This window comes from Bartonella doshiae NCTC 12862 = ATCC 700133, from assembly GCF_000278155.1.
GTDB classification, from domain to species: domain Bacteria; phylum Pseudomonadota; class Alphaproteobacteria; order Rhizobiales; family Rhizobiaceae; genus Bartonella; species Bartonella doshiae.
The window spans coordinates 282,413-308,069 of the sequence record NZ_JH725096.1; the positions used below are offsets into that span (position 1 = coordinate 282,413).

23 protein-coding genes and 4 pseudogenes are annotated in these 25,657 nt (G+C 39.7%); 18 read left to right on the forward strand and 9 right to left on the reverse strand.

The annotated features are described in order from the left end of the window. Positions 1–177: 177 nt before the first annotated feature. From MCS_RS06000 to MCS_RS08360, 3 genes and pseudogenes are all read left to right on the forward strand, one after another. Positions 178–710: pseudogene (locus tag MCS_RS06000) on the forward strand (DUF1036 domain-containing protein). Next, positions 707–2,143, forward strand: a complete 1,437-nt coding sequence (gene pyk / locus MCS_RS06005) for a pyruvate kinase (protein WP_004856411.1) — start codon at positions 707–709, stop codon at positions 2,141–2,143. The pseudogene MCS_RS06000 and the gene pyk overlap by 4 nt, the downstream one beginning before the upstream one ends. A gap of 307 nt (positions 2,144–2,450) precedes the next feature. Next, positions 2,451–2,633, forward strand: a complete 183-nt coding sequence (locus MCS_RS08360) for a hypothetical protein (RefSeq protein WP_147290505.1) — start codon at positions 2,451–2,453, stop codon at positions 2,631–2,633. A 114-nt stretch (positions 2,634–2,747) separates the two neighbouring features. Here the strand turns inward: MCS_RS08360 and MCS_RS06010 are convergent, their stop codons facing one another. After that, a complete protein-coding gene (locus tag MCS_RS06010) occupies positions 2,748–3,125 on the reverse strand; it encodes a cell division protein ZapA (RefSeq protein WP_004856413.1) in 378 nt (125 codons plus the stop codon). A 12-nt stretch (positions 3,126–3,137) separates the two neighbouring features. After that, positions 3,138–3,413, reverse strand: a complete 276-nt coding sequence (locus tag MCS_RS06015) for a DUF4164 domain-containing protein (protein ID WP_004856414.1) — start codon at positions 3,411–3,413, stop codon at positions 3,138–3,140. Positions 3,414–3,768: 355 nt separating this feature from the next. On the opposite strand from MCS_RS06015, the gene tkt reads away from it, so the two are divergent. The 4 genes from tkt (at position 3,769) to MCS_RS06035 (ending at position 9,494) form a co-directional block, all read left to right on the forward strand. Further along, complete coding sequence (tkt, locus tag MCS_RS06020) at positions 3,769–5,775, forward strand: transketolase (RefSeq protein WP_004856421.1); 2,007 nt, start codon at positions 3,769–3,771, stop codon at positions 5,773–5,775. Next, entirely contained in the window at positions 5,772–6,779 is a 1,008-nt protein-coding gene (gene gap, locus MCS_RS06025) for a type I glyceraldehyde-3-phosphate dehydrogenase (RefSeq protein ID WP_004856422.1), read from the forward strand. Before tkt ends, gap begins: the two co-directional genes overlap by 4 nt. Before the next feature lie 357 nt (positions 6,780–7,136). Beyond that, positions 7,137–8,348, forward strand: a complete 1,212-nt coding sequence (locus MCS_RS06030; protein ID WP_024864201.1) for a phosphoglycerate kinase — start codon at positions 7,137–7,139, stop codon at positions 8,346–8,348. 114 nt (positions 8,349–8,462) lie between these two features. Next, positions 8,463–9,494: a class I fructose-bisphosphate aldolase gene (locus MCS_RS06035; RefSeq protein WP_004856426.1), complete on the forward strand. Its 1,032-nt coding sequence runs from the start codon at positions 8,463–8,465 to the stop codon at positions 9,492–9,494. 606 nt (positions 9,495–10,100) lie between these two features. On the opposite strand, the gene rpmE is transcribed toward MCS_RS06035, so the two are convergent. After that, complete coding sequence (gene rpmE, locus MCS_RS06040; protein ID WP_004856429.1) at positions 10,101–10,322, reverse strand: 50S ribosomal protein L31; 222 nt, start codon at positions 10,320–10,322, stop codon at positions 10,101–10,103. Between the two features lie 215 nt (positions 10,323–10,537). Here rpmE and MCS_RS06045 point away from each other — a divergent pair, with 215 nt between their 5' ends. Then, positions 10,538–12,328 carry an ABC transporter transmembrane domain-containing protein gene (locus MCS_RS06045; protein WP_004856430.1) on the forward strand — a complete coding sequence of 597 codons (1,791 nt, stop codon included), beginning with the start codon at positions 10,538–10,540 and terminating at the stop codon, positions 12,326–12,328. Positions 12,329–13,033: 705 nt separating this feature from the next. On the opposite strand, the gene MCS_RS06050 is transcribed toward MCS_RS06045, so the two are convergent. The 6 genes and pseudogenes from MCS_RS06050 to MCS_RS06075 all read right to left on the reverse strand — a co-directional run bounded on the left by MCS_RS06050 (position 13,034) and on the right by MCS_RS06075 (position 18,489). Then, positions 13,034–13,825, reverse strand: coding sequence for an inositol monophosphatase family protein (locus MCS_RS06050; RefSeq protein WP_004856432.1), 792 nt, complete (start codon positions 13,823–13,825; stop codon positions 13,034–13,036). Positions 13,826–13,836: 11 nt separating this feature from the next. Further along, positions 13,837–14,412 (reverse strand): elongation factor P, encoded by a 576-nt coding sequence (efp, locus tag MCS_RS06055; RefSeq protein WP_004856434.1) that lies wholly within the window; start codon positions 14,410–14,412, stop codon positions 13,837–13,839. A 238-nt stretch (positions 14,413–14,650) separates the two neighbouring features. Further along, positions 14,651–15,694, reverse strand: a complete 1,044-nt coding sequence (locus MCS_RS06060; RefSeq protein WP_024864202.1) for a tetratricopeptide repeat protein — start codon at positions 15,692–15,694, stop codon at positions 14,651–14,653. Between the two features lie 372 nt (positions 15,695–16,066). Then, positions 16,067–16,471 (reverse strand): hypothetical protein, encoded by a 405-nt coding sequence (locus MCS_RS06065; RefSeq protein WP_004856441.1) that lies wholly within the window; start codon positions 16,469–16,471, stop codon positions 16,067–16,069. Between the two features lie 457 nt (positions 16,472–16,928). Beyond that, a pseudogene (locus MCS_RS06070) lies at positions 16,929–17,329 on the reverse strand (helix-turn-helix domain-containing protein). A 497-nt stretch (positions 17,330–17,826) separates the two neighbouring features. Further along, positions 17,827–18,489, reverse strand: coding sequence for a thiamine phosphate synthase (locus MCS_RS06075; protein ID WP_004856447.1), 663 nt, complete (start codon positions 18,487–18,489; stop codon positions 17,827–17,829). A 94-nt stretch (positions 18,490–18,583) separates the two neighbouring features. Here MCS_RS06075 and MCS_RS06080 point away from each other — a divergent pair. The 10 genes and pseudogenes from MCS_RS06080 to MCS_RS06120 form a co-directional block, all read left to right on the forward strand. Then, positions 18,584–19,730 (forward strand): annotated as a pseudogene (locus MCS_RS06080) (OpgC family protein). A gap of 183 nt (positions 19,731–19,913) precedes the next feature. Continuing rightward, positions 19,914–20,432: a DUF1465 family protein gene (locus MCS_RS06085; protein ID WP_004856452.1), complete on the forward strand. Its 519-nt coding sequence runs from the start codon at positions 19,914–19,916 to the stop codon at positions 20,430–20,432. Positions 20,433–20,597: 165 nt separating this feature from the next. Beyond that, entirely contained in the window at positions 20,598–21,107 is a 510-nt protein-coding gene (ruvC, locus tag MCS_RS06090) for a crossover junction endodeoxyribonuclease RuvC (protein WP_004856457.1), read from the forward strand. Continuing rightward, on the forward strand, positions 21,104–21,268 hold the full coding sequence (locus tag MCS_RS08470) for a hypothetical protein (protein WP_004856458.1): 165 nt from the start codon (positions 21,104–21,106) through the stop codon (positions 21,266–21,268). The genes ruvC and MCS_RS08470 overlap by 4 nt, the downstream gene beginning before the upstream one ends. 8 nt (positions 21,269–21,276) lie before the next feature. Beyond that, positions 21,277–21,903 (forward strand): Holliday junction branch migration protein RuvA, encoded by a 627-nt coding sequence (gene ruvA, locus MCS_RS06095; protein ID WP_024864203.1) that lies wholly within the window; start codon positions 21,277–21,279, stop codon positions 21,901–21,903. A 2-nt stretch (positions 21,904–21,905) separates the two neighbouring features. Next, positions 21,906–23,000 (forward strand): Holliday junction branch migration DNA helicase RuvB, encoded by a 1,095-nt coding sequence (ruvB, locus tag MCS_RS06100; RefSeq protein WP_004856462.1) that lies wholly within the window; start codon positions 21,906–21,908, stop codon positions 22,998–23,000. Between the two features lie 203 nt (positions 23,001–23,203). Beyond that, positions 23,204–23,644, forward strand: a complete 441-nt coding sequence (ybgC, locus tag MCS_RS06105) for a tol-pal system-associated acyl-CoA thioesterase (RefSeq protein WP_004856464.1) — start codon at positions 23,204–23,206, stop codon at positions 23,642–23,644. Positions 23,645–23,787: 143 nt separating this feature from the next. Further along, the gene (tolQ, locus tag MCS_RS06110; RefSeq protein ID WP_004856467.1) at positions 23,788–24,501 is read left to right on the forward strand and encodes a protein TolQ; all 714 of its coding nucleotides are present in this window, start codon (positions 23,788–23,790) and stop codon (positions 24,499–24,501) included. Between the two features lie 19 nt (positions 24,502–24,520). After that, positions 24,521–24,973, forward strand: coding sequence for a protein TolR (gene tolR / locus MCS_RS06115; protein ID WP_004856469.1), 453 nt, complete (start codon positions 24,521–24,523; stop codon positions 24,971–24,973). 78 nt (positions 24,974–25,051) lie between these two features. Continuing rightward, positions 25,052–25,657, forward strand: a pseudogene (locus MCS_RS06120) (cell envelope biogenesis protein TolA); the annotation flags it as partial.

A 25,657-nucleotide genomic window follows, 5' to 3' on the forward strand; every position in this document is an offset into this window, starting at 1 on the left:
CGAGCTTGAAAAACAGAAAATTAATCAAGCTATACAGTTTTTTTACAAATTGATTTTAAATATTTTGTAAAAGTTTGGATATGTACATTGACAAAAGAGCTATAAGAAGCAGAAAAGAATAAAGACATATCTGTATACACTTGAAAGGTTTTTTAAAAAAGAGAAGAGAAGAAATGCATGTTTTGTTTTATGGCTTACGTCATAAGGGAGATTTTGTGGTTGCCAAAAAACAAGGACGAGTGTTTCAGAGAGGACTTTGGGGTTTTCTCTTGAGCGTTCTGCTCTTGTTCTCACTTGTTGATTTTGCAAAAGCTGATTTTCGGGTTTGTAATACAACCCAACAGTCTGTTGGTGTTGCTCTTGGGTATCGTACACTGTCAGGATGGGTGAGTGAAGGCTGGTGGATTGTGCCAGTTACAGAGTGTAAAACCTTGATCGAGGGGCCTCTTGCTTCGCGGTTTTATTATTTTTATGCAGAAGGTGCACAAAAAAAAGGAGGATGGCCTGGTTCTATCTCCATGTGTGTGCAAGATAGTCAATTTACTATTCAGGGGGTTCATGATTGTTTTCCCCGCGGCTATCAAAAGGCTGAGTTTAAAGAAATTGATACAGGTAATCAAACCAGTTGGATGGTACAGTTGACGGATATACCGTTGTTCAACGATTCTGTTGTGCAATCCCCTAATTTTTCAGGAGGTTCTCCACCGTGAAGCGTGCACGTAAAGTAAAGGTTATTGCAACACTTGGTCCTTCTTCCGTTTCAAGCACGATGATTGAAAAACTTTTTAGAGCAGGAGCAGATGTTTTTCGCCTTAATATGAGTCACACTGATCGTGAAACAATGAGTGATTTGGTTAAGCGTATACGTGATGTCGAAAAAAACGTTGGGAGACCAATTGGCATTTTAGTTGATCTACAAGGACCAAAATTGCGCATCGGCCGTTTTGCCAAAGGGCAAGAAGATTTGCGTATTGGGCAAAAATTTACATTAGATAATCATGATGTGCTTGGTGATGCACAGCGCGTTTTTTTCCCTCATGAGGAAGTGTTTACGGCTGTAAAACCAGGTGATCGGTTGTTGATTAATGATGGAAAATTAGAACTGCGTGTTGAAGTATGTGATAGCCATTCTCTTCAATGTCGTGTAGTTAGCGGAACCCATATTGCTGATCGCAAAGGGGTTAGTTTTCCTGATACAGTTTTGCCTTTTAGTTCTATGACATCAAAGGATAAGGTTGATCTTCAAGCAGTGTTGCAACAATCTGTTGATTGGGTTGCACTTTCTTTTGTTCAGCGCCCAGAAGATATTGTGGCGGTGCGTCAGTTGACAAAAAACAAAGTGTCTTTAATGGCTAAAATTGAAAAACCTCAAGCCTTAGAGCGCATAAAAGAAATTATTGATGTTTCCGATGGTATTATGATTGCTCGAGGAGACCTTGGTGTAGAAATTCCATTGGAGAAGGTTCCTGCCATTCAGATGGAACTTATAAAAGCCTGTCGTTTTGCGGGAAAACCCGTGGTGGTGGCGACACAAATGCTCGAATCAATGGTTACGTCATCCGTTCCTACACGGGCTGAGGTGTCCGATGTTGCGACGGCGGTTTATGCGGGGACTGACGCTGTGATGTTATCTGCTGAATCTGCATCAGGGCTTTATCCAGAAGAAGCTGTACTTATGATGGACCGAATTGCTCGGCAAATTGAACAAGATCACACGTACGTAGCTCAGGTTGGGGCACAGCATCCTGCACCGGAGTCAACGGGAACGGATGCGATTTCTCTTGCGGCGCATCAGATTGCTGAAACACTGCAATTGGCTGTTATCGTTGCTTATACTGCTTCAGGGACAACCGGTATGCGCGCTTCTCGTGAGCGTCCTAATATCCCCATTATTGCTTTATCGCCTATTGTGGAAACAGCACGGCGCTTGGCGTTGGTTTGGGGGCTTCATTGTGTGGTTACTGAAGATGCACGGGATTTAGAGGATATGGTTGATCGTGCTGCGGCAATTGCTTTTCAAGAAGGATTTTGTCGTACAGGGGAACAATTTCTTGTGACAGCAGGCGTTCCACTTGGAACACCAGGTGCTACAAATTTATTGCGTATTGCTTCTGTTTCTCAAGATGGAACAAAGGCTATTTGAATATTCATAAGTGATGTTTTTTTTCGCTGTTCCTTTATGGGAGCACTGTAACTGTATATAAAAGCTTTTGATGTGCACAGCATTTAGATTGGAAGCAATGCTAGTCTGTCGTCTTCTGAATCTGTATTTGCGCTTTATTTTGAAGAAGCTGTCCTGATAATGGAGCGGAATTTTCCAATAAATCAATCAAGAATATTTATTATGCTGGTTGGTAGAAGAGATGATTGATATTTCCGATTGGTGCGTCGGAGTCAACGGGGACAGATGTGATGCTTTTGCGGCATAACAGAGCGCTGAAGCACTTTAATTGATTGTTATTGTTGCTTACACCATTTTAGAGACGACGGATAAATATATCCACATCATTTGTCTGTTTGAACAAGCCTATTATTACTTTATCACCCATTGTGAAAACAGTACAGTGCTTTGTGTTGGTTTGGGAGAATTTATTGGTTTTCGGGCATTTACATTTAAAAGAAAAATTGCGTGATGCTCTTCTCCTTTTAAAAAGCTTTTTGTTTCTTCTTATGGTTTGCATGGTTCCTTTCATAAACATGCTACTTTTTGAGAATGATAGCATTGGTTTTTAGGCTCTGGAGTATGTTTATGAGTTTTCCTGTTCTTGCACATCAAAATTCTTTTGTTCATCTTTAAGCAATTGATTGGTAAGTTTTTCAATTCGCTCTGTAGTATCGCGCATAATTCTGCCCATGGTGCGATCTTTTTCATTATGGAGTCGTAAAAGATTTTCATAGTTCTCTTGTAATTTTTTATTTTCTCGTTTGAGTTCTTCCATTTCATCGATAATCATAATACCAGCCATAACAGATAATCGATGATCACCAATTTCACCAAAAGTGTTCTTCAAATGTGTGATATATTGATCCAATCGCGCTGCAAGTTCAGTGAGGTGGCGCTCTTGCCCTTTATCACAAGCCATACGATAAATTTTACCATCAATAGTGACGGAAACGGTTTCCATGCGTTCAAGCCTTTATCTATCAATTACGACACGAATCGTTTCCATTGCTTTAATGAGACGTTTGGAAACTTCTTTGTTTACTGCCTCTAAGCGCTCGACTTGAGCTTCAGCTTTATCAAGAGCTTGGGCAAGACGGCTACGATCAGCGTTCATTCGTTGAATTTCTTCTTCCCATTCGTTGTTTTTATCAATAACAGCGTTGCGGTTTATGATGGTAATCTCTAACGTTCTTAGCGCTTTTTCTAGTTGTTCTAGAGCGTGGGGAAGAACCGTGGTTTCGTGGTTCATAATGCTTCTGTCCTTTAGATGATTGTATCCTTTATCAGTTTTTTATGTAAAAACGAATCACTTATTTTCTTTTTTTGTGCAAATTTTATTTTTAAATATGTAGGATATTTTAGCAAGCAAAGCAGGAGATATATGCGAATTAAATGCTGGATTTTTTAAAAGTGTTGGCATACATGGTATGTGTGGATAGAGGATATGTGAGAGAAAGAATGCTTAAATGATCATTAATATATCTCACATTGATGAGTTAAAAATTTGAACTAATGATTAAAAAACTAGAAAATTATTCTCAGGAAGTTAAGAGAATACGGAAGAATCAACCCAAATTGAAGTGTTAAAAAATGGTCTATCATTCATGACAAATACTGAACAACAGAATCAGATGGCCAATGCTATCCGTTTTCTTGCTATTGATGCGATTGAAAAAGCAAATTCTGGTCATCCTGGTTTGCCAATGGGGGCGGCCGATATTGCTACTGTTCTTTATACAAAATTCCTTGCCCATGATCCCAAAAATCCTCGTTGGCCTAATCGTGATCGCTTTGTGTTGTCAGCGGGGCATGGCTCTATGTTGCTTTATGCTTTATTGTATCTCTCTGGCTATGAAGAGATCTCTCTTGAAGATCTGCGAAACTTTCGCCAATTAGGATCAAAGGTGGCTGGGCATCCAGAATATGGGCATGTTGCAGGAATCGAAACAACCACTGGACCATTGGGACAGGGGTTGGCTAATGCCGTAGGTATGGCTCTTGGTGAGCGCTTGCACAATGCGCGTTTTGGCAATCTTATCAATCATTACACTTATGCATTGGTTGGGGATGGATGCCTCATGGAAGGTCTTTCCCAAGAAGCAATTTCACTTGCTGGACATTTAAAACTCCATAAATTAATAGTGTTGTGGGACGATAATAATATCTCTATCGATGGTAATATTTCCCTTGTGGATAGTACAGATCAGATAGCGCGTTTTAAAGCATGTGGTTGGAATGCCTTCAACGTTGATGGACACGACCAAAATGCAATTGCGCGTGCTCTTGAAATCGCACGGGCATCCGATAAACCAACTTTGATCGCCTGTAAAACAACAATTGGATTTGGTGCTCCCAATAAAGCAGGAACCAGTGCGGCTCATGGCTCTCCTTTAGGCACACAGGAAACTGCTCTTACCCGTATGTCTTTGGGGTGGGATACTGAGCCTTTCGTTATTCCCGCAGATATTCTTGATAATTGGCGTTTGGCAGGGCTTAATGCTGCTAAAAAACGGCAAGAATGGGAAGCAAAATTTATGGCTCTTCCCGTGTTAGAGCGGGTGGAATTTGAAAGAGTGATGCGCGGTGATCTTGCAGGAGGATTTGAGAGTGCTATTGATGATTATAAACAGAAATTGATCAAAGATCGTCCTTGTGTTGCTACGCGGAAAGCTTCGGAAATGGCTCTCGAAGTGATCAATGAAGTTGTTGAGGAAACCATTGGAGGTTCCGCTGACTTAACTGGGTCCAATAATACAAAAAGCAGTCAGATGCAGAGTATCTCTGCTGATGATTTTTTAGGGCGCTATATCCATTATGGAATTCGCGAACATGCGATGGCAGCAGTGATGAATGGTCTTGCTCTTCATGGTGGATTTATACCTTATGGAGGAACATTTTTATGCTTTTCTGATTATATGCGTCCCGCAATGCGTTTGTCTTCTCTTATGAATTTGAGGGTTATTTATGTGATGACCCATGATTCAATTGGCCTTGGTGAAGACGGTCCTACACATCAGCCTGTAGAGCATTTGGCTGCATTACGCGCAATGCCCAATCATTTCGTTTTTCGTCCCGCTGATGCTATAGAAACAGTCGAATGTTGGCAATTGGCTTTGAAAGCACGTAAAACGCCTTCCACTTTAGCTTTGAGTCGGCAAAATTTACCGCTTTTGCGTCAAGACGATACAGAAGAAAATCTTTGTATGCTTGGTGCTTATGAGTTTTTGACAGCTAGTGATGATGCTCAAGTGACTTTGTTTGCCTCCGGTTCAGAATTGCAAATTGCTGTAAAGGCGCATGCGCAGTTAGAGGAAAATGGAATTCCAACACGTGTGGTTTCTGTACCGTGTTTTGAACTTTTTGCGCAACAATCTCTCTCGTATCAGCGTGCCCTTATTGGTGAGGCACCAGTTAAAGTTGCCATTGAAGCTGCTATTCGACAAGGATGGGACCGCTTTATTGGAAATGATGGTGTATTTATTGGTATGGAGGGGTTTGGTGCAAGTGGGACGATTGAAGCGCTTTATGCACATTTTGGTATTACATGTGAAAATGTAGTAGCAATTGTGAAGGAAAAGCTTGAAAAAATAAATGAGGAAAGTGAAAAATGACTGTTCGCGTCGCAATTAATGGGTTTGGTCGTATTGGAAGGAATATTTTGCGTGCACTTGTAGAAAGTGGTCGAAAAGATATTCAGGTTGTAGCCATTAATGATTTAGGAGCAGTGGAGACGAATGCCCATTTGTTACGTTATGATTCCGTTCATGGACGTTTTCCTGGTACCGTTCAAGTTGTGGGTGATGCAATTGATGTTGGGTATGGCGCGATAAAGGTGACTGCAGAGCGTGATCCGGCAAAATTGCCTTGGAAAGCTTTGGATATTGATGTTGCTTTGGAATGTACTGGAATTTTTACAGCACGTGATAAAGCAAGTGTTCATCTGGATGCAGGTGCAAAACGGGTTCTTGTTTCTGCGCCTTCAGAAGGGGCGGATCTTACGGTGGTGTATGGAGTAAATCATCAGGCTTTGAGCAAAGAGCATAGGGTTGTTTCAAATGCTTCTTGTACAACAAATTGTTTAGCTCCTGTGGTGCAGGTGTTGCACAATGCTCTTGGTATTGAAAATGGGTTTATGACAACAATTCATTCTTATACAGGGGATCAGCCTGTGTTGGATACAATGCATCGTGACCTTTATCGCGCTCGTGCTGCTGCTCTTTCTATGATCCCTACATCAACAGGGGCGGCGAAGGCTGTGGGGTTGGTTTTACCAGAATTAAAAGGTCTGCTCGATGGTGTATCCATTCGCGTTCCAACCCCTAATGTTTCTGTAGTAGATTTGACATTCACTGCTAAACGTTCCACAACAATTGAAGAGATTAATACTGCTATTTGCACTGCTGCACGTGGTCCACTTAAGGGTATTCTCGATTATACAGACGAAAAGCTCGTAAGTTGTGATTTGAACCATAATCCGCATTCAGCAGTTTTCCATAACGATCAAACGAAAGTGATCGATGGTACACTTTGTCGTGTTCTGGTTTGGTATGATAACGAGTGGGGGTTTTCTAACCGTATGAGTGACACTGCTGTAGCTTTTGCCAAAACAATATAAAAAAGAGGACCTTCGGGTCCTTTTTTTGCAAAAGATGCGTTAGGGTGCACTGGTTTGTAAAAAATGGCAAAGTTGCTCTGATATATAAATTTTAGGCATGTATAAAAATTATGTGCCAAAAGAATACAAAAGAAGATGTTGCGTGACCAGGAGTGTATTTTTTGTGTTATTTTGATACGATAATACGCGTTTTTTCAATCGCATGGAAAAGAAAAATTTGAAACAGTGCGATTTGAAAGGACAGGGGGTAAAAAATGCAGGCTGTTTAGAGTTTTTTTTGAAAAAAGAGAAATTTGTGGAAAGAAAATTGAGGCGATGCATGGGGTTGAAACAACAGAAAGTGAAGAGGGAGCAGTGATGAGTTTTCGTACACTTGATGATGTTGATGTTGCTGGGAAACGTATTCTCGTGCGGGTGGATTTTAATGTTCCTATGGCACAAGGGAAGGTTTGTGATGATACACGTCTTAGACGCCATAAAGAGACGCTTGTTGAACTACAAAAACGTGGTGCTAAGCTTATTCTTCTTTCCCATTGTGGCCGTCCCAAGGGACAAGTAGAGCCAGATTTTTCGCTGCGTCCCGTTACAGAGGTTTTGGAAAAAATAATGAAGCAGCCGGTTGTTTTTGCACCGGATTGTATAGGTTCATCAGCCCAAGCAGCTGTTGAGGCATTGCAAAACGGGGGTATTTTGCTGCTTGAAAATGTCCGTTTTCATGCAGGTGAAGAAAAAAATGATTGCTCTTTTGCTGAAGCTTTAGCTCAGAATGGAGAGCTCTATGTTAATGATGCTTTTTCTGTTTCTCATCGTGCCCATGCTTCTGTGGAAGGAATAACACGTTTGTTGCCTTCCTATGCGGGGCGTTCTTTGCAGTGTGAATTGCAGGCGTTAGAAAAAGGGCTTGGAAATCCAACACATCCAGTGGTCGCAGTTGTTGGAGGTGCTAAGGTTTCTAGTAAGCTTTTTGTGCTTAATCATTTGGTTGAGAAGGTTGATTACTTGGTGATTGGCGGGGGCATGGCCAATAGTTTTTTAGCGGCACAAGATGTGCATGTTGGAAAGTCTCTGTGTGAACATACGCTGATGGAAACAATAAAAAAAGTGATGCAAAAAGCGCAGGAATGCCAGTGCACGATTTTGCTCCCTATGGATGCAGTAGTTGCATTTCGCTTTGAAAAAAACGCACCGCATCGTCTCTATGACATTGAAAATATTCCTGAGGGAGGGATGATTCTCGATATTGGTGTGCGCTCCATTGCGCAAATCAACGCTGTGATTGATAAGGCTGCTACCCTTGTGTGGAATGGTCCCCTTGGTGTTTTTGAAATGTCTCCTTTTGATCAGGGAACAATTGCTGTTGCACGCCATGCGGCAGAACGAAGCTTAACAGGAAAGTTGGTTTCAATTGCGGGAGGGGGAGATACGGTTTTTGCCCTTAATCATGCTGGTGTTGCGAATGATTTTACATATCTTTCAACAGCAGGAGGCGCTTTTTTAGAATGGATGGAAGGTAAGGTGCTTCCTGGTGTTCTCGCTCTCATGCAGGCAAAGGGGAGTTATGAAGGATAGACCTTAATGCTATAGAACAACAGGCTTAAATAAAGAGACTAGATTGTATAGTTGTATGGGGTGTGCTGGTGTATTGCTCACTGTTGAAAGTTAAGACAAAAAGAGGAATTTTTTATGAATGAACATCTTGAAGATATTGCACTAGCTTTGGTGCATGCAGGTAAAGGTATTTTGGCAGCAGATGAAAGTACTGCTACAATTGGAAAGCGTTTTGAAAGTATTGGTGTTGAATCCAATGAAGATAATCGCCGCACTTATCGTGAAATGCTTTTTACCGCAAAAGAAGCTATGGAAAATGCTATTTCTGGTGTTATCTTATTCGATGAAACTATTCGTCAAAAAGCGTCTACGGGGCAGATGTTGACAGATCTGATTCGTGAGGCGGGGGCTTTACCAGGTATTAAGGTTGATACTGGTGCTAAATCATTAGCAGCTTTTCCTCAGGAAACAATTACAGAAGGATTAGACGGCCTTCGTGAACGTTTAAAAGACTATTATGCTTTAGGAGCGCGTTTTGCCAAATGGCGTGCGGTTATTGCAATCGATGCCCATGCTCTTCCAACAATGGGCGCTATAAATCAAAATGCGCAAGCTCTTGCACGTTATGCTGCTTTATGTCAGGAGGCTGGGATTGTTCCAATTGTTGAGCCAGAAGTGCTTATGGATGGTTTGTCACGGCGACATTCAATTACACGCTGCTTTGAGGTGACACGCACTGTTTTACACACTGTGTTTAAAGAGCTGTTTGAAGCACGTGTTCTTTTTGAGGGTATGATTTTAAAACCCAATATGGTGATTGATGGAAAAGATGCTCGGAGTGCTTCTGTTGAAGAGGTGGCTGAAAAAACCGTTCGTGTTCTTAAACAGACTGTTCCTGCTGCTGTTCCAGGAATTGCTTTTCTTTCTGGAGGGCAATCTGATGAAGAAGCAACCGCCCATTTGTCTGCGATGAATGCTTTAGGGACATTGCCTTGGAAATTAACGTTTTCTTATGGGCGAGCATTGCAAGCGGCTGCTTTGAAAGCATGGGGGGGAAAACACGAAAATATTCCTGCTGCCCAAAAGGCTTTTTGTCATCGTGCACGGATGAACTCTCTTGCTGCTTTGGGACAATGGACAAAAGATCAGGAAAAGTCGAGTGTTTAGATTACAACAAATCTTATGCAAATAACAATAAATCTTGCACAAATGGAGAAGCGCGCAACTGAATGCGCGCGCTCCTTTGAGGGTATAGGTATTTGTTTCGCACAAAATGTTTAAAAAATTGACAATATTTAAAAAATTATTTGAAATTTAAAGAATTGTTTGAAACCTTGTATTTTTTAGCAGAAGATTATAGATTTATTCTGTGGATGTAAACGTCATAAAACAGTTACAATCCTTAAAATTCTTGTTGAAACTCTTTTGAGGATTTTTTGTTAACCATAAGAGATTTTAATTATGTTCTCAGATAAGAACAATTTTGCAAATTTTTATCAGGATAGGTTTGCAAACAGTGTTTAAATAATAAACAGGCTTGTAAAAAGAAAGAAGTATCAAGAGAAGCAGAGAGGAGATTTTGACAAAAGACATTTTCTTATTTGGGAAGTCTCTATAAAGCATTGCTTCATTTTAAGGCACAACTCACCTACCAAGATATCTACACCCTTGAGGTTAAAGATACCTAGAGGACTTATAATCTACAATAGCTTTTGTCAAAAGTCTTTATTGCTTTGTTTGATGTTTTTTGCTTCTCGTGATTAGAAACAAAATTTACATGCCAAGATTACCAAAGCGATTTTTGAATTTTGAAACACGACCACCACGGTCAACCAGTGTTTGAGATCCACCTGTCCATGCTGGATGTGTTCTTGGGTCGATATCCAGATTCAGGGTGTCTCCTTCTTTTCCCCAGGTAGAGCGAGTCGTATACTGAGTGCCATCCGTCATAACAACGGTAATCCTATGATAGTTGGGATGAATATTCGCTTTCATGTAGCAAACCCTTGCCTTCTTATAACGAAATAGCACTTACTCACTTTATTAAGTGCGCTTGCTTCGTCTTTATTAATAAACTCATTGAAGTTTTCTTTCTATAACTGAGCATGCATAAAAAAACAAGTGTTCAAGATACATCTCTGTGTTAAGAGTTATAACTGGTGTTAGATGTATCATTATGTTAGGGTTATAAGTGATAAGTGAGAAAATCTATGAAGCTACGTCAACATTTAGAAAAATCTATAAAATCTTCCAATAAGAAATCTTCATTCTCTTCGCTTTCGACTTTTGGTCCTTATGTTGCGCGCTATCGTTGGCTCATCATCTTGGCTGTTTTGTCTTTGTTTGTTGCTGCTGTTGTTACGTTAGCTTTGCCTGTTGCCATTCGTCAAATGCTTGATCATGGTTTTTCTTCTTCAAATCACGGCAATATTAATTTTTACTTTGGCATTTTATTTGTTTTAGCTTTGTTTCTTGCCCTTGCTTCAGCTTGCCGTTATTATTGTGTGATCACTTTGGGAGAGCGGGTTGTTGCTGATTTACGGCGAGATGTTTTTGCTCATATTATGCGACTTTCTCCTGCTTTTTTTGATCATTCCCATTCTGGTGAACTTGTTTCACGGCTTTTAACAGATACCACACAAATAAAATCAGCTATTGGTTCAACGGCTTCTACTGCTTTACGTCATTTTATTGTGGTAATTGGTGCGATTGTGATGATGGTCATCACCAATGCTAAATTATCCTTTCTTGTTCTGCTTGCTATCCCTTTTGTTGCTATTCCATTGGTTGTTTTTGGGCGTAAGGTTCGCGCACGTACACGTGCTGCGCAAGATCGTTTGGCAGATGCTAATGCCTTAGCAACAGAACAAGTTAGTGCTATTCGCACTGTTCAAGCCTTTACCGCTGAAGAGCGTATTTCTGCACGTTTTTCCCAGATGATTGAACGTGTTTTTCAAACGGTACGTTCTTCTGTGATTTTGCGTTCCTTTTTTACAGGGTTTGCAATTTTTTTGGTTTTTAGCAGTGTGGTTGCTGTTTTGTGGATTGGTTCCCATGATGTTTTAAATGGTACTATGTCCGGTGGAACATTAGGGCAATTCGTGCTCTATGCGGTTTTTGGCGCTTCTACCTTTGCGCAATTATCGGAACTCGGTGCAGAACTCATCCAAGCCCTAGGTGCTGCTGAACGGCTTGCTGAGTTGTTGCAGGAACAGCCTACTATTTTAGCTCCTAAAAATCCTTTACCATTGACACAACCTGTACAAGGTGCAGTTGTTTTTGATCAGGTAGATTTCTCCTATCCCTCTAGAGCACAGGAAAAGATTTTGCATTCTCTTTCTTTTTCTGTAAATGCAGGTGAAACAGTTGCTTTTGTTGGTGCTTCGGGAGCAGGGAAAAGCACAATTTTTTCTTTGATTCTTCGTTTTTATGATCCAACAAGTGGTAAAATTCGCTTTGATGGTGTTGAAATTAACCGTCTTTCTCTACAAGATTTGCGAAGCTCTATCTCTTATGTTCCGCAAGATGTTGCCATTTTTGATGGTACGTTACGGGATAATATTATTTTTGGTAGTGAAAATGTTCATGAAGAGCAGATTATCGCTGCAGCTAAAACAGCTAATGCCCTTGAATTTATCGAAGCCTTACCAGAGGGCTTTAACACGCAAGTGGGAGAACGCGGTACTATGCTTTCTGGAGGGCAAAAACAACGTATTGGTATTGCACGTGCAATTTTAAAAAATGCCCCCCTCTTACTGCTTGATGAAGCAACCTCTGCTTTAGATGCAGGCAGTGAAAAGCTTGTGCAAGAAGCCTTAGAAATGCTAATGGAAAATCGAACAACACTGGTAATTGCACACCGTTTAGCGACAATTTTAAAAGCAGATCGCATTCTCGTGATGGATAAAGGTGTTCTTGTTGAAGAAGGAACACATGCCGAACTCGTTGCACAAAATGGGGTTTATGCACATTTGGCAAGATTGCAATTTTCGCTTGAATAAATAATCGTCATAAAATCTGCATCTTCATCGTTCTCCTGTCAATGGGAGGTGGAGAATATGCATTTCTATTTTTTAAATTCTGATAAAAATTCAATTTTTTATGCATGATCAAATTGCGTATTTTAAAAAACCATTTCATTGATAAGTAAGGGATAATATAATTATTGTTATAACTGCGCGCTCATTTATTAGAGTATTTGGGATGTCATTAAAAAATAAGAGAGCATATAATACTTGTATGAATTAGTAAATTTATTGGAATTATTCATAATCATGTGTTGTTGTGAAAAATCTTGAGAAACATTGAAAACAATACGTCAGTGGTGGTGCAATATATGAGGGGGAGGGCTATAACAAAGAGTGTTACCTACTTAGCATAAAGATGTTACTCTCAAGGGAGAGTTATGCTTTTTGCTTGCTTTTATTATGATTGGTTACTCTTTTCTCGATTTCCAGCTTGTTTGGGTTTTAATTTGTGGAAATATCAATCATAAATAATACTTAACAGCTGTTTTGGGTAGCGTCTTTTAAACTTGGGCTTATTGGTTGGGGGTGTATTATATAATCAAAAAGGAAAGGGCGCAGGTATTTATGCTCGGATGACATTTTTATGGAAATACGTGTATCACCTATTTGATGCTGTTGATTTAAAGAAAGCCAGCAATAGCTTTTCCAATATTTTCCTTTAGAGGATGTTTTTAAGGTTCAAATGCCTTTTTTGAGGGTTTTTTCTAATCTGAGACGAATAAGTTCATTGCCAGCAATAATATTTCTCTTACGAAATATATCATTGCCACCTTCTTTATCTGTGACAAAACCACCAGCTTCACGCACCATCAGTATTCCAGCAGCCATATCCCAAATTTGAAGATTATCTTCCCAAAATCCATCTGTTCTTCCAGCTGCAACATATGCCAAATCAAGAGAAGCAGCTCCAAATCGACGAAGTCCAGCAACTTCAGCCATCACATTGCGCAACTCGATAAGATATGTTCCATGACCCGAGCGTCCTAAATGCGGCATGCCTGTTGCAATGACACAATCTTCTAATTTTCGCCGCGCAGAAACACGACAACGCCGGTCATTAAAAAAAGCACCACCACCACGCTCAGCAGTAAATAACTCATCGCTGACGGGATTATAAATGACAGCAGCAACAATCTGTCCTTGACTTTCTAAAGCAATGGAAACAGCAAAGAAAGGAATGCCGTGGAGAAAATTTGTTGTTCCATCTAAGGGATCTACAATAAAACGATGCTGTGAATCTTCTCCAATAACCTCTTCAGATTCTTCCATTAAAAAACCAAATTTTGGGCGTGCTTTGCTCAATTCATTGAAAATAATTTTTTCAGCTTTACGATCTGCTTGACTTACGTAATCTGCTGGTCCTTTCAAAGATACCTGCAAATTTTGTACTTCACCATAATCACGCACTAACGAGCGTCCGGCTTTCATCGCGGCTTGCACCATGACATTCATGATTGCAGAATGGGCCATCTTTTATCCTTTTATTTATCTTTCTCATTCGCACGGCGCAAATAAACCAACTCATTGGTATCGACAACAATACGTTCACCAGAATTGATAAAAGGTGGTACGAGAATACGAATACCATTTTCAAGAATTGCCGGTTTATAAGAGGATGTTACCGTTTGGCCTTTGATGGCAGGATCAGCCTCAGCAATCGTGACAATAACCTGATCTGGAAGCGAAATGCCAATTGGTTTTTCTTGGTAGAGTTCAACGGTTACAGTCATTCCATCTTGTAAAAAAGCAGAGCGTTCACCAACAAAATCTTTTTGCAGTTCAAGTTGTTCGTAAGATTCTGAATCCATAAAGACTAAAGCATCGCCTTGTTGATAAAGAAAAGTGAAATCTTTTTGTTCGAGGCGTACTCTTTCAACAGTTTCAGAAGCACGAAACCGTTCATTGAGTTTTGTACCATCAATTACATTTTTCATTTCAACTTGATTAAATGCGCCTCCCTTTCCTGGTTTTACGGCATTGCATTTAACGGCTACCCATAAGCCTCCTTGGTGCTCGATTACATTCCCTGGTCGAATTTCATTGCCATTAATTTTCATCGTTTTTATTCCATTCTATCTTTGCAAAAAAGAGCTCTTTTGTTACTCTTGCAGAAAGAATTCTTTATAGTCTTTGCAGAGTGGAAAGTTCAAAAAGAACTTTCATGTATTCTCGCTTTTCAGTTCTTTGCAAGAACACAAAAAGCGCTCAGACGCAAGCCATTTAAAAATTTGCACAAAAATTCTTGTGGGAATTTATAGACTTGCGGTAAAAAGCATGATTTCCCTGAAAGATTTTTTAAAGGACAGGGAGAAGCTTTATTGCTTCTTTTTGTGCGGCTTCTAGCTGTGCATCATCCATACCTTGAAGCATATCTTCAAGATCAGAGACTTGCATTTCTGCTTCCTTGGCAAGCATATACCATGCTGCTGCCATGATCGTATCACCTTTTATTCCTATTCCATGGCGATAAAGCCTTGCTAGACCGATTTGTGCTTCTGGGATCATGTTGATGGCATTGGCAAGAAGCAAGTCAAAAGCACGTTGAAAATCCGGTTCTCCTCCACGGCCTTGTACAAGCCATTGTGCTAGCATAATTTGCGCCATGGAATGGTTATTTTGAGCAGCAACCTCTATTAATTTTCGTGCGTTACGGTCATCTTTTGGCCGTGTTAACGTTCCTAAAGAGAGTATTTTTGCTGCTGCAAAAGCAGCTTGAGCATCACCAAGAGCTGCTCCTTTTAAAAACCATTTTAAGGCTTGATCGGTGGCTTCATTTTCACGGTTTTGTGCAGAGACACCGCTAAGCGTTTGCTCGTCATGCGAGGCTTTGTAGAGAAGCAATTGTCCATAATAAAAAGGAGCTTCTTTTACACCAGCTTCTGCTGATTGTCGAACAAACTTTTCACCAACTTCTTGGTTTTTCGTAACAAAATTACCGTCAAATAACATAAGCCCATAGCGTAATTGTGCTTGTGGTTCCCCTTGTTTTGCTGCGCGTCCGAACCATAAAGCAGCGCGTGCACCATCAAGAGGAACAGCACATCCTTCCATATAAATGCGACCAACCAAAGTTTGTGCAAAGGGATCATTTTGTTCAGCACGTTTCAGTGCTTCACGAAAGGCTTTCATATAATAACCTTGGACGTAATAGTCATAGGCTTGATCATATTGTCCGGCTTGTAAAGGTTGAAAAGGTTCTTGGGTGTTTGTGTTTTCTTGAATCGTATTGAAAGAACGTTCAAAATTTAAGAACTCTTGAGTATTGTTAGCAGATTTCGCAACAGTACTTGCAAAGTAAATCATTATCAGGATGAAGAGCGCTACGCTTTTTTTTATCATGCCTTGCTTTATCACGAATGTTCCTTTTCCCTCAACAAGAGAAAGCTTTTACATTTTTCTTTCATCATATCAAGTATACCCAAGGGATTATCATTTGAAAATGTTTGATAAAGATATTGCTCGGTGTGTTTTGTCGTTGAGAAAATCATGTAAAATGAAGCGCTCCAAAGGTGCTAGATTTTTATCAATTCCCTCATGTTTAAATCCTAAAGCCATAACTTACTATACCTTGTATTGTTACAAAGTATGATAAATTATTCACTCTGGCTAAAAAACAAGAGTTTTTATTGAGCTGCAAATCTCTTTTCTTTAGCAAGCGCTTTTAGGTCTTTACGTCTAAAATATGGAAAATGTCCATATTAAATAGGGTGTTCATCTATTCTCAAAAGTACTTATATGATAACTTGGTTCTCCAGCCCAATCATACTGAAGGACAGAAATTATACGTCCATTATCTTTTGGTTTTAGTATGTAAATCAAATTTACACCCATGTTCTTCTGCTTTTGGGGTTGATCTGTATGGATCACACGATATCCATTCCGTCGCAACAGACTAACAAACAAAGGAGTAAAGTTGTCTGCTGTATTATTTTTCTGTATAATAAGTGTTGTTGTAGCTGGGGGTAAGCGATTTTTGATATTGCTAATATAATCATGAGCGATTAATTTTGCAGCATTCTTCGTAAGACCTGGACCGACATAACTTGATGAATAACCATTCACAGATGTACAGCCCGCTGTCAACACAAGCGGTGGCAGCAATAAATATTTTAACATCTTTAAATTCCCCCCTATTTATTGTTAGGCTCTCTTGAGAAGCTTTTACATCGAAATAAGAGCAACTTTGCTTATAGCTGTACTAACAATATATCGGTGTCCAATCAAGCGGTGTTTTTTTCATTGGTTTTTTAAAAACTACTATCATATCTAAGAGCGCTTAAAGCTTATGCTTAACAGACAAAATATATATTAAAAGTACATAAAACATATGTAAACATATACTATATGTACAATTATTTTGTGATGTGCTGTGGTAATATAGTTCTTTTAAAATTAGACCTATCAGTAGGGGAGTGCCGCCATTGGATGATCTTGCCAAGCAGGTACAGTGATTGTGTTAGATGCTACTCTAGATCGACCAATAAATTTTCAGGTGTTGCTTTTTGAGGGCTGCCCTTTTTAAAAAATACCCATGAATGTTTGTGAACAGAGAGTATAGATCTCTACCATGATGTTAAAAACTTTCACTCTGATCTGATATTAGTTGTAAAATTGCTCTTTGTTTTACTGAGGTGAGAATTCTAAATTTTTTTAAAAGCAGATATTCCTCTCTGCTCGATATTAGCGCATCATGTTGGTATGGGGTGTCTTGTTTTGTTAAGACATCTGCGTAAAAAAAGTAAGTGGAACGCTTAGGATATTGGCAATATCTTTCAGGCGCCTCGCGCTCACACGATTTAAGCTTGTTTCATATTTTTGAACTTGTTGATAGCTTACACTTAAAGCATGCGCTAATTCTTTTTGAGACATTTTCAATATTTTTCGCCTAAAACGAATTCTTTTGCCTACAAAAATATCGTTGAGAGTTTTGGTTTGCACTTTAGAGCCCCCCACAGGTTGCGAGCGCCCTCGCATTGGTATTCCGGGAGCTTGAAAATACTGAGCTCTAGTCAGCCTTTTTGCTTTTAGTGCTGAGAGCACCTGGACATAGCAAAAACTCCCGGAATCCCGGGATACCGATATAATGTGCTCATTTTTACGCTAGAACTTAGGGTTTTCAAGGCCCCTTTTGGTCGTTGCGTATACGACCAAAACATTTTTTAAATCATAAAGTAATTTCAGGGGATTTACAATAAAAATGAAAACAGTTTCCATTTCAGCCATAACTTCATCATGCGCAAGTGCAGGATGTGAGTTTGCAAGGCTCTTTGCTACTTTGTCATGTCGCTACGCAGTATAGTTAATTTCCTTTCCATTTTTAAAATTGAAAAAAACTCTCCCATTTTAATATTCAAGAAGTTGTTTCAAATCCTTTTGTATTCCCTTTTCTGTAATTGTGTGTGTCATCTAGACAGTGCAGGAGTGAGTGTGCAATTTTTTATCGGCGGCTTAGCATGGATGTTTTCCCCACATTACAAGGGTGTGGTTTTACATTTTTCTTTTATTCTTTCAAGTATGTTTAAGGGATTCTCATGTGCAAAGAGAACTTCTTCGACGGCGATAAATTCACATGCAGTTTGCACGACCTCATCAAAATTTGCAAAATCGCTTCCTGCTTGAACAAGTGCGGGAATCTCCATAATCTCTGCCCACCATTGTGCTAACTGGATATTACGTGGGTGTGCATGGGGTTTTTTATCTGCACCAAGTTTTCCAAATAAAAGATAATCAACGCCTACTTCTCCAGCAACCATGGCACTATGGCGATTACGCAAATTGCCAAAACCTATGATTTTTTGTTCTTTTGTTTGATTTTTGAAGCACTCTAGAGCGTTTAGATCATTTTCTAGATGTAAGCCGTCAGCTTGTATTCTTCCAGCGACTTGACTGCTTCCAGCGATGAGAAGGGCGGCGCCATGCTGTTGAATATCTTCTTTGTAAATTTGCGCTTGCTTTTGTAAAAAAGCCTCATCATTCCTCACACCTTCAGAATCATAAATGATAACGGATGCAAAAGATTTTGTTTGCAACATTTGACGTAAAAGAGCAGGATTTAAAGTGCGTCGGATATCCAGTGTCAAAACTAATTGAGAAAAAGGATAAGGCTCTATCAGTTTACTTTTTTGTTTTACCATATAAAATCCTTGACACTTAAAAATTAAAGATTCATCTTACCAACATTTTTGCTGGCACAAACTACTCTGTTTGCTTTGTTATGGGGGCCAATTTATGGGATACAAGGGTGTTTTGGATCATAATACGCATCCTTCTCGTCGTGATACACGCATTGATGTTTTTCGTTCTTTAGCCTTGTTGACGATTTTCATAAACCATATTCCCGGAACTGTCTATACGTATCTCACACATAAAAATTTTGGTTTCTCTGATGCAACGGAAATCTTTGTTTTGCTTTCCTGGGGTTTCTCTTGGATTGCGCTTTCATGCGTGTTTACATCAGGAGGAATCTTTTACTTTTATTGTCCGTAAGCTTTGGAAGCGGGCCTTTCAGCTTTACCAGGCACATCTTTTTACGACCTTTGCAACTTTAAGTCTTTTTTTTGGTGTTTTCTTATTGTGGCGCACAGAAAATTTTTTAGAGATGCACAATGTGGGTTTATTTTTTACACAGCCATTCCTCGCGTTTATTAGCACTTTAAGCTTTGGGCATCAGTTAGGGTATAATAATATCCTTCCACTTTACATTGTTTTGATGTTTTTTGCATCTTTTGTGCTGTATTTGAGTTGTAAACGGCAAGGACTGCTTCTATTGCTCTCTTTTACATTGTATGTGATATGTGGATTTTATAAAATTGCTCCCCCATCTTATCCCATACAGGGGAAGTGGTTTTTGAATCCTCTGTCGTGGCAATTTCTTTTCATTCTTGGGCTGACAAGCACTTTATTTCTTAAACAAGGAAGAAAAATTACCATTCAACCTGTTTTAGTGGTTTTTTCTGCAGGGTATCTTTTGCTTTCGTTGTTATGGGTTCGCTTTAAGTGGTGGGGTGTTTTGGGGTGGTTGCATTGGTCTTCCCCGTTGATTGATTTTAATAAAACATTTTTAAGTTTGCCTCGTCTGCTTCACATTATTGCTTTATCATCTCTGTTTCTTTGCTTGCCTCGTCTTTATAATTTGTTTCATGTTTCTGAGCAAAATCCTTTAGCAATTTTAGGCAGACATAGTTTGCCAGTTTTTGTGACTGGTACTATTTTTGCAATGTTTGGATAGATTATAAAAACAGTCATAACAGGAACATTTTTTTCTGACACTCTTTTAATCATAAGCGGCATTATGGTGCAATTTTGTGTTGCCTATTATTGTGAAAAATGTCAACCGTATCAGCAGTTTTCTACGAGAAAACCTATCGGGTTGTAATATTGTTATTTGGTGTGTTAACCTTAGCATCAAAAGTACATTGAACAAAAGTTTTAAAAGAGGTACTCAATTTTAGAAACGGTATTTTACATAAAGAGGGAAAAATAGAAAAAAGAGCGAAACTTTTTAACCTTCACTTCGTTGGTGTTATAATTCTTGTGCTAAGAATTGGAGTATAAAAGCGTGAGTGCACATAAAAAAACACATGATGAACCCATTATCATGATTGAGCATGGTGCTTTTGAGAGCGCATTTAATCGGCTCTATGAAGAGACTATGGCTTTGATTGAAGAAACCGCTGCTTATATTGATACAGAAGGAAAATTGGTTGCGCGCCTTCTTTCACAAGAAGTTTCTGCTCTTTATGCTCAAGAAGCAATGTATTTAAGTACACGACTTATGCAAGTAGCTTCACAGCTTCTTTTACTGCGTGCAGAGCGTGAAGGAGAAATGTCTCCAGAACAAATACAAAAAGAAATCGCAAAAGTATCGCTTCATACACCAACCTTGAAATTAGAAAATGCGCATTGGCAAGAATTGCCAGAAGTTTTCCGCAATTTTGTAACGCGTTCACTTCGCCTAGAAGCACGTATGCAATATATGAATTACGGAAAAGAGGATGTTTCTTCCCGTGCCGTGGAAGATGATAACCCAGTGAACAAACAAATCAAATTGCTTAAAACAGCCTTTCCGCGTTCTTAAAAAAATCGGTATTTTTTCCTTCATTTCTGCTGCTGTGTTTCTTTTCTTACCTCAAAGCAACTTTTGATCAATTCTTTCCAATTTTTATTGTTTTATCGGCTTCTTTTGTTTTCTTTGCTTGCGTACATCTGTTCAAATACCGAAAAACTGTATAAACTCGTCCTTATGGCAGAGACGATTCGTATTATAGGCATTGATCCCGGGCTACGCAGAACAGGATGGGGCGTTATCGATCTCTCTGGTAATCGCTTTCAATTTGTTGCGGCAGGGACGATTTTTTCTGATGTAGGTTGTGATCTTGCTTCCAGACTCTCTCAGCTTTATACAGGGCTTTCAGGCGTTTTACATCAATTTATGCCCCATGAAGCTGCTGTAGAGCATGTCTTTGTTAACAAAGATGCTACTGCAACCTTAAAACTTGGTCAAGCGCGTGCTATTGCGCTTCTTGTTCCGGCGCAGGCAAAGATTCCCGTTTTTGAATATGCTCCGAATAAGGTCAAAAAATCAGTTATTGGTGTTGGTCATGGAGCCAAAGAACAAATTCACATGATGGTGAAAGTCCTTCTTCCTCGCGCTGAATTTGATAGTAGTGATGCAGCTGATGCGCTTGCTCTTGCTCTTTGCCATAGTATGCACCGAAGTAGCATCTCTCATCGTTCAAGGATTATGGCATGATTGGTAAATTAAAAGATATTTTTGAATATATTTTTGATGCTTATATTATAATGGTAAAAGTTCTGCTTCCTGGTGCTGAATTTGAGAGCAGTATTGCGGTTGATGAGCTTGCTTTTGTGTTGGCTACACTCCGCACCGTAGGAGCATCTTGTATCGTTTAAGGTATGGTATGATTGGAAAATTAAAGGGTACTCTTGAACATATTTTTGATGATCATATTATTCTAGATGTTCATGGTGTGGGCTATGTTGTTTTTGTGTCAAATAGGCTTCGTCCTTCTTTACCAGCTCTTGGTGAGAGTTTGAGTTTGTTCGTTGAAACACATGTGCGTGAAGAGGCTATACGCCTTTTTGGTTTTGAGACGAGATCTGAACAAGAGTGGTTTTGCCTCTTGCAAAATGTTCCTGGTGTGGGAGCAAAAGTCGCTTTGGCAATTTTGGGGACTTTGTCACCAGATGAACTCACACAAGCCATTGCGTTAAACGATATGACAATGATTAGTCGTGCTCCAGGCGTTGGCAAAAAAGTCAGCGAAAGAATTGTCAGCGAACTTAAAAGCAAAGCATTGCCATTTAATGATAAAGCATTCCATTCTGCTCCACGTCCTCAACTGGAAGTCACAAATCAACCGGTTCACGATGCTCTTTCTGCTTTGATAAAGCTTGGTTTTGAACGCGAACAGGCGGCGAGTGCTCTTACTTCAGCGATGAGCACTCTTGAAGGAGAAACGCTTTCTTCAGCACTGCTTATTCGTCATAGCCTCAAATTGTTGTCCCTCTCACTTAGCACAAGGTAATAATGCATAAAGATGAAGATAAACGCCTTCTTGATAGCGTTCCCCTTCCCAACGATCCAGATCGTTCCTTAAGACCACAAGTGCTTGATGATTTTATCGGTCAAGAAGCAGCACGGGCAAATTTAAAAATATTTATCGAAGCGGCAAAAACACGCCAAGAAGCTTTAGATCATGTTTTATTTGTAGGACCACCCGGTTTGGGGAAAACAACGCTTTCACAGATTATGGCTAAAGAATTAGGGGTTAATTTTCGTTCTACCTCAGGTCCGGTTATTGCTAAAGCAGGGGATTTGGCGGCTCTCTTAACCAATCTGGAAGAACGCGATGTTCTTTTTATTGATGAAATTCATCGTTTAAGTCCAGCAATTGAAGAAATTCTTTATCCTGCTATGGAAGATTATCAGCTTGATCTTATCATTGGTGAAGGCCCTGCGGCACGTTCGGTTAAAATTGATCTTGCTAAATTCACCTTGGTTGCTGCAACGACGCGTTTGGGACTTTTGACGACACCATTACGGGATCGCTTTGGTATTCCAATTCGGTTAAATTTTTATACTATAGAAGAATTGGAATATATCGTGCAGCGTAATGCTCGGCTTTTTTCGGTACAAATTAGCGATGATGGTGCTCATGAAATTGCGTGTCGTGCACGTGGTACGCCACGAATTGCAGGGCGGCTTTTACGGCGAGTTTGTGATTTTGCTTTGGTTAAAGGGGCAAAAAAAATTGATCGTAAAGTTGCTGATGAAGCACTTTCTCGTCTTGAAGTTGATCATCTTGGTCTTGATCCGCTTGATCGGCGTTATCTGTTGCTGATTGCAGAAACTTTTTTGGGTGGTCCTGTTGGGATTGAAACAATTGCTGCTGCTTTATCAGAACCGCGTGATGCCATTGAGGATATTATTGAACCCTATCTGCTCCAACAAGGGTTTATTCAACGTACAGCGCGCGGGCGCATTCTTACAGAAAAAGCATGGAGCCATTTAGGACTTTGTGCTCCAGCGGCAACGGTGGCAACACAAAGGCGCGTTCAAGTTTCTGGTATACAAGATAACGCTTCCATACAAACGGCTTTATGGGATGATGCAGATGCGTGAAATGTCCTTTGATAAAGGCGGAAATACGTATGTTTTTTATACATCAAGTAAACAGCCTATGCGTGAATTTTTATAAAAAATGGTGTATTATTGGGGGGGTTGTCTTTTGTCTTCCATGATTTTAACACAAAAACGCGTTCAAGTATCCAATATATTCAATAAAAAAGACATGTAGCTATCAAAAAAATTATGGAAGTGAGTAAATGACCAAAACAAATCCTTGCAAGCATAACCATACAAGTCCTTTTCATAATTTTCAGATGCGGGTTTATGTTGCTGATACAGATTTTTCTGGTGTGGTTTACCATGCCCGCTATCTAGAATTTTTTGAACGGGGGCGTTCAGAATTTTTACGCGATACAGGCTTTAATAATAATACATTGGCATCAGGAATTCAGGGAGAAAAACTGTTTTTCGTTGTGCGTCGCATAGAAATTAATTTTTCTCGGCCAGCACAAATCGACGATTTTTTAATAATAAAAACAAGGATTAATGGTGTTCACGGGGCGCGTTTTTTCATGGATCAATATATTTTGCGTAATGATACGATGTTGGTGGACGCAAAAGTTGAAATTGCTCTCATTAATGAGACAGGAAAACCGCGGCGTTTACCCAAAGGATTTTTTTCAACAAGTCTTTCTTAAAACTATTTTTCATTAAAAAGCTGATATTTCGGTGATCCTTTTGTCAGTGGATCGAAATTTGTTTTTTAAATTTAGAAACTGTAAAACAATCTGTTTTATTGAATTTTAACAAATGAATCTTTTCATTTAGAGGGATAACAATTATGCCGAATATAGAACTGATGAATCCAGAAACGATAGGGATATTTGACTTGTTTATGCAAGCCAGTTGGGTCGTTAAAGCTGTTATGATTGGGTTAATGCTGGCTTCTGTATGGAGTTGGGCCATTATTCTTGATAAAATATTTACCTATCGGAGAATAGGGCGCGAAATAAAGCAGTTTGAAAACATTTTTTGGTCAGGGCAGTCTCTAGAAGATCTTTATGCAACATGTAAAAACCAACGTGTAAGTAGTATATCAGCTGTTTTTATGGCAGCAATGGTGGAATGGAAAAAATCTCTCGCAAAAGGAATCCATACATCCGCAAGTCTGCAAAGCAGGATTGATAAGGCTATGGATCTCACGCTAGGACGTGAAAGTGCAAAAATAGAAGCAAAGTTAAGCTTTCTTGCAACACTTGGATCAGCAGGGCCCTTTATCGGCCTTTTTGGTACGGTTGTTGGTATTATGAGTTCGTTTCTTTCTATTTCCGCGTCTCAAAATACCTCGTTGGCAATTGTCGCACCAGGTATTGCAGAGGCGCTTTTGGCTACTGCTATTGGTTTGTTTGCGGCAATACCAGCTGTTATTGCCTATAATAAATTGGTTCATGAGAGCGCGCGGATTATTGCACAAATAGAAAACTTTGCTGATGAATTTTCAACAATTGTATCACGGCGCATTGATGAAACGCTTACCTCTCATTCGGCATTATAGATTATAAAGGAGAGTTCCTATGGGAATTTCTGTTGCTTCTTCTTCTCGCAAAAATATGCGAAGACGTCATCATTCGTATAGCCAACTCATGAGTGAGATTAATGTAACACCTTTTGTTGATGTTATGTTGGTTTTGTTAATTATTTTTATGGTCTCTGCTCCACTTTTAGTCAATGGAGTTCCTCTTGATTTACCACAGAGTAAAGCTGGACCTGTATCTGCTGAAAGCTCTCCTCTTACTGTTTCTCTTGATGCGCAAGGGCGTTTGGCTATCAATCAAGACTATTACGATACGCCGGAAGCTCTGATTGCTCAGCTCAAAATCCAATTCGAGAGTGATCCTGCACAAAAAAAACAACGTATCTTTGTACGTGCAGCTAAAACTGTTGCTTATCAACAAGTATTACAATTGCTTGCCGATATTCAAAAAGCAGGTTTTTCTCAAGTTGCTCTCGCTAGTTTAGCGCAATAAGAGTTACTATAAATGCGTTGTATAGAGCATGTAAAGTAAGAGAGAGTGATGAAAGATAAAAAAATGCAAGGTAGGGAGATGAACAAAAACACTTACCATAGCATGAAACGCAGCTTGGCTTTATCTTTTATAGCGCATCTGATTCTTCTGAGTTTTGGGGTTATTCATTTCACTAATCCCGTTTCTTTGCCACAACAACAACTGGAAGCTCTTTCAATTACCCTTGCTCCTTTGTCTCAAGAACTTTCTTCTCAAAAAGGGACATTGAATGCGCCTGTGCGTGAAATTTCCGCTGTAAAACCAACGACAAAACCACAAAAAAAAGAAGAAGCGCAGCATTTTGGAGAGGGACAAGTAGATGTTCTTGCTCCCTTAAAACCAAAAGAAAAACCGCGGGACATTGATACAACACCTATACCGTCAGGAAAAGAGAGCGCCTCGGAAAAACCTTCATCTGTTAAAGAACAAGAATTGCCAGAAACAGAAGCAGAGGAAGCTCCAAAGGAGCGTGTATCAGAGCCTCAAGAGGTTGTTCCAGAGATTATGCCTAAGGAGCCTGTATCAGAGCCCCAAGAGGTTGTTCCAGAGGTTATGCCTAAGGAGCCTGTATCAGAGCCTCAAGAGGTTGTTCCAGAGGTTATGCCTAAGGAGCGTGTATCAGAGTCTCAAGAGGTTGTTCCAGAG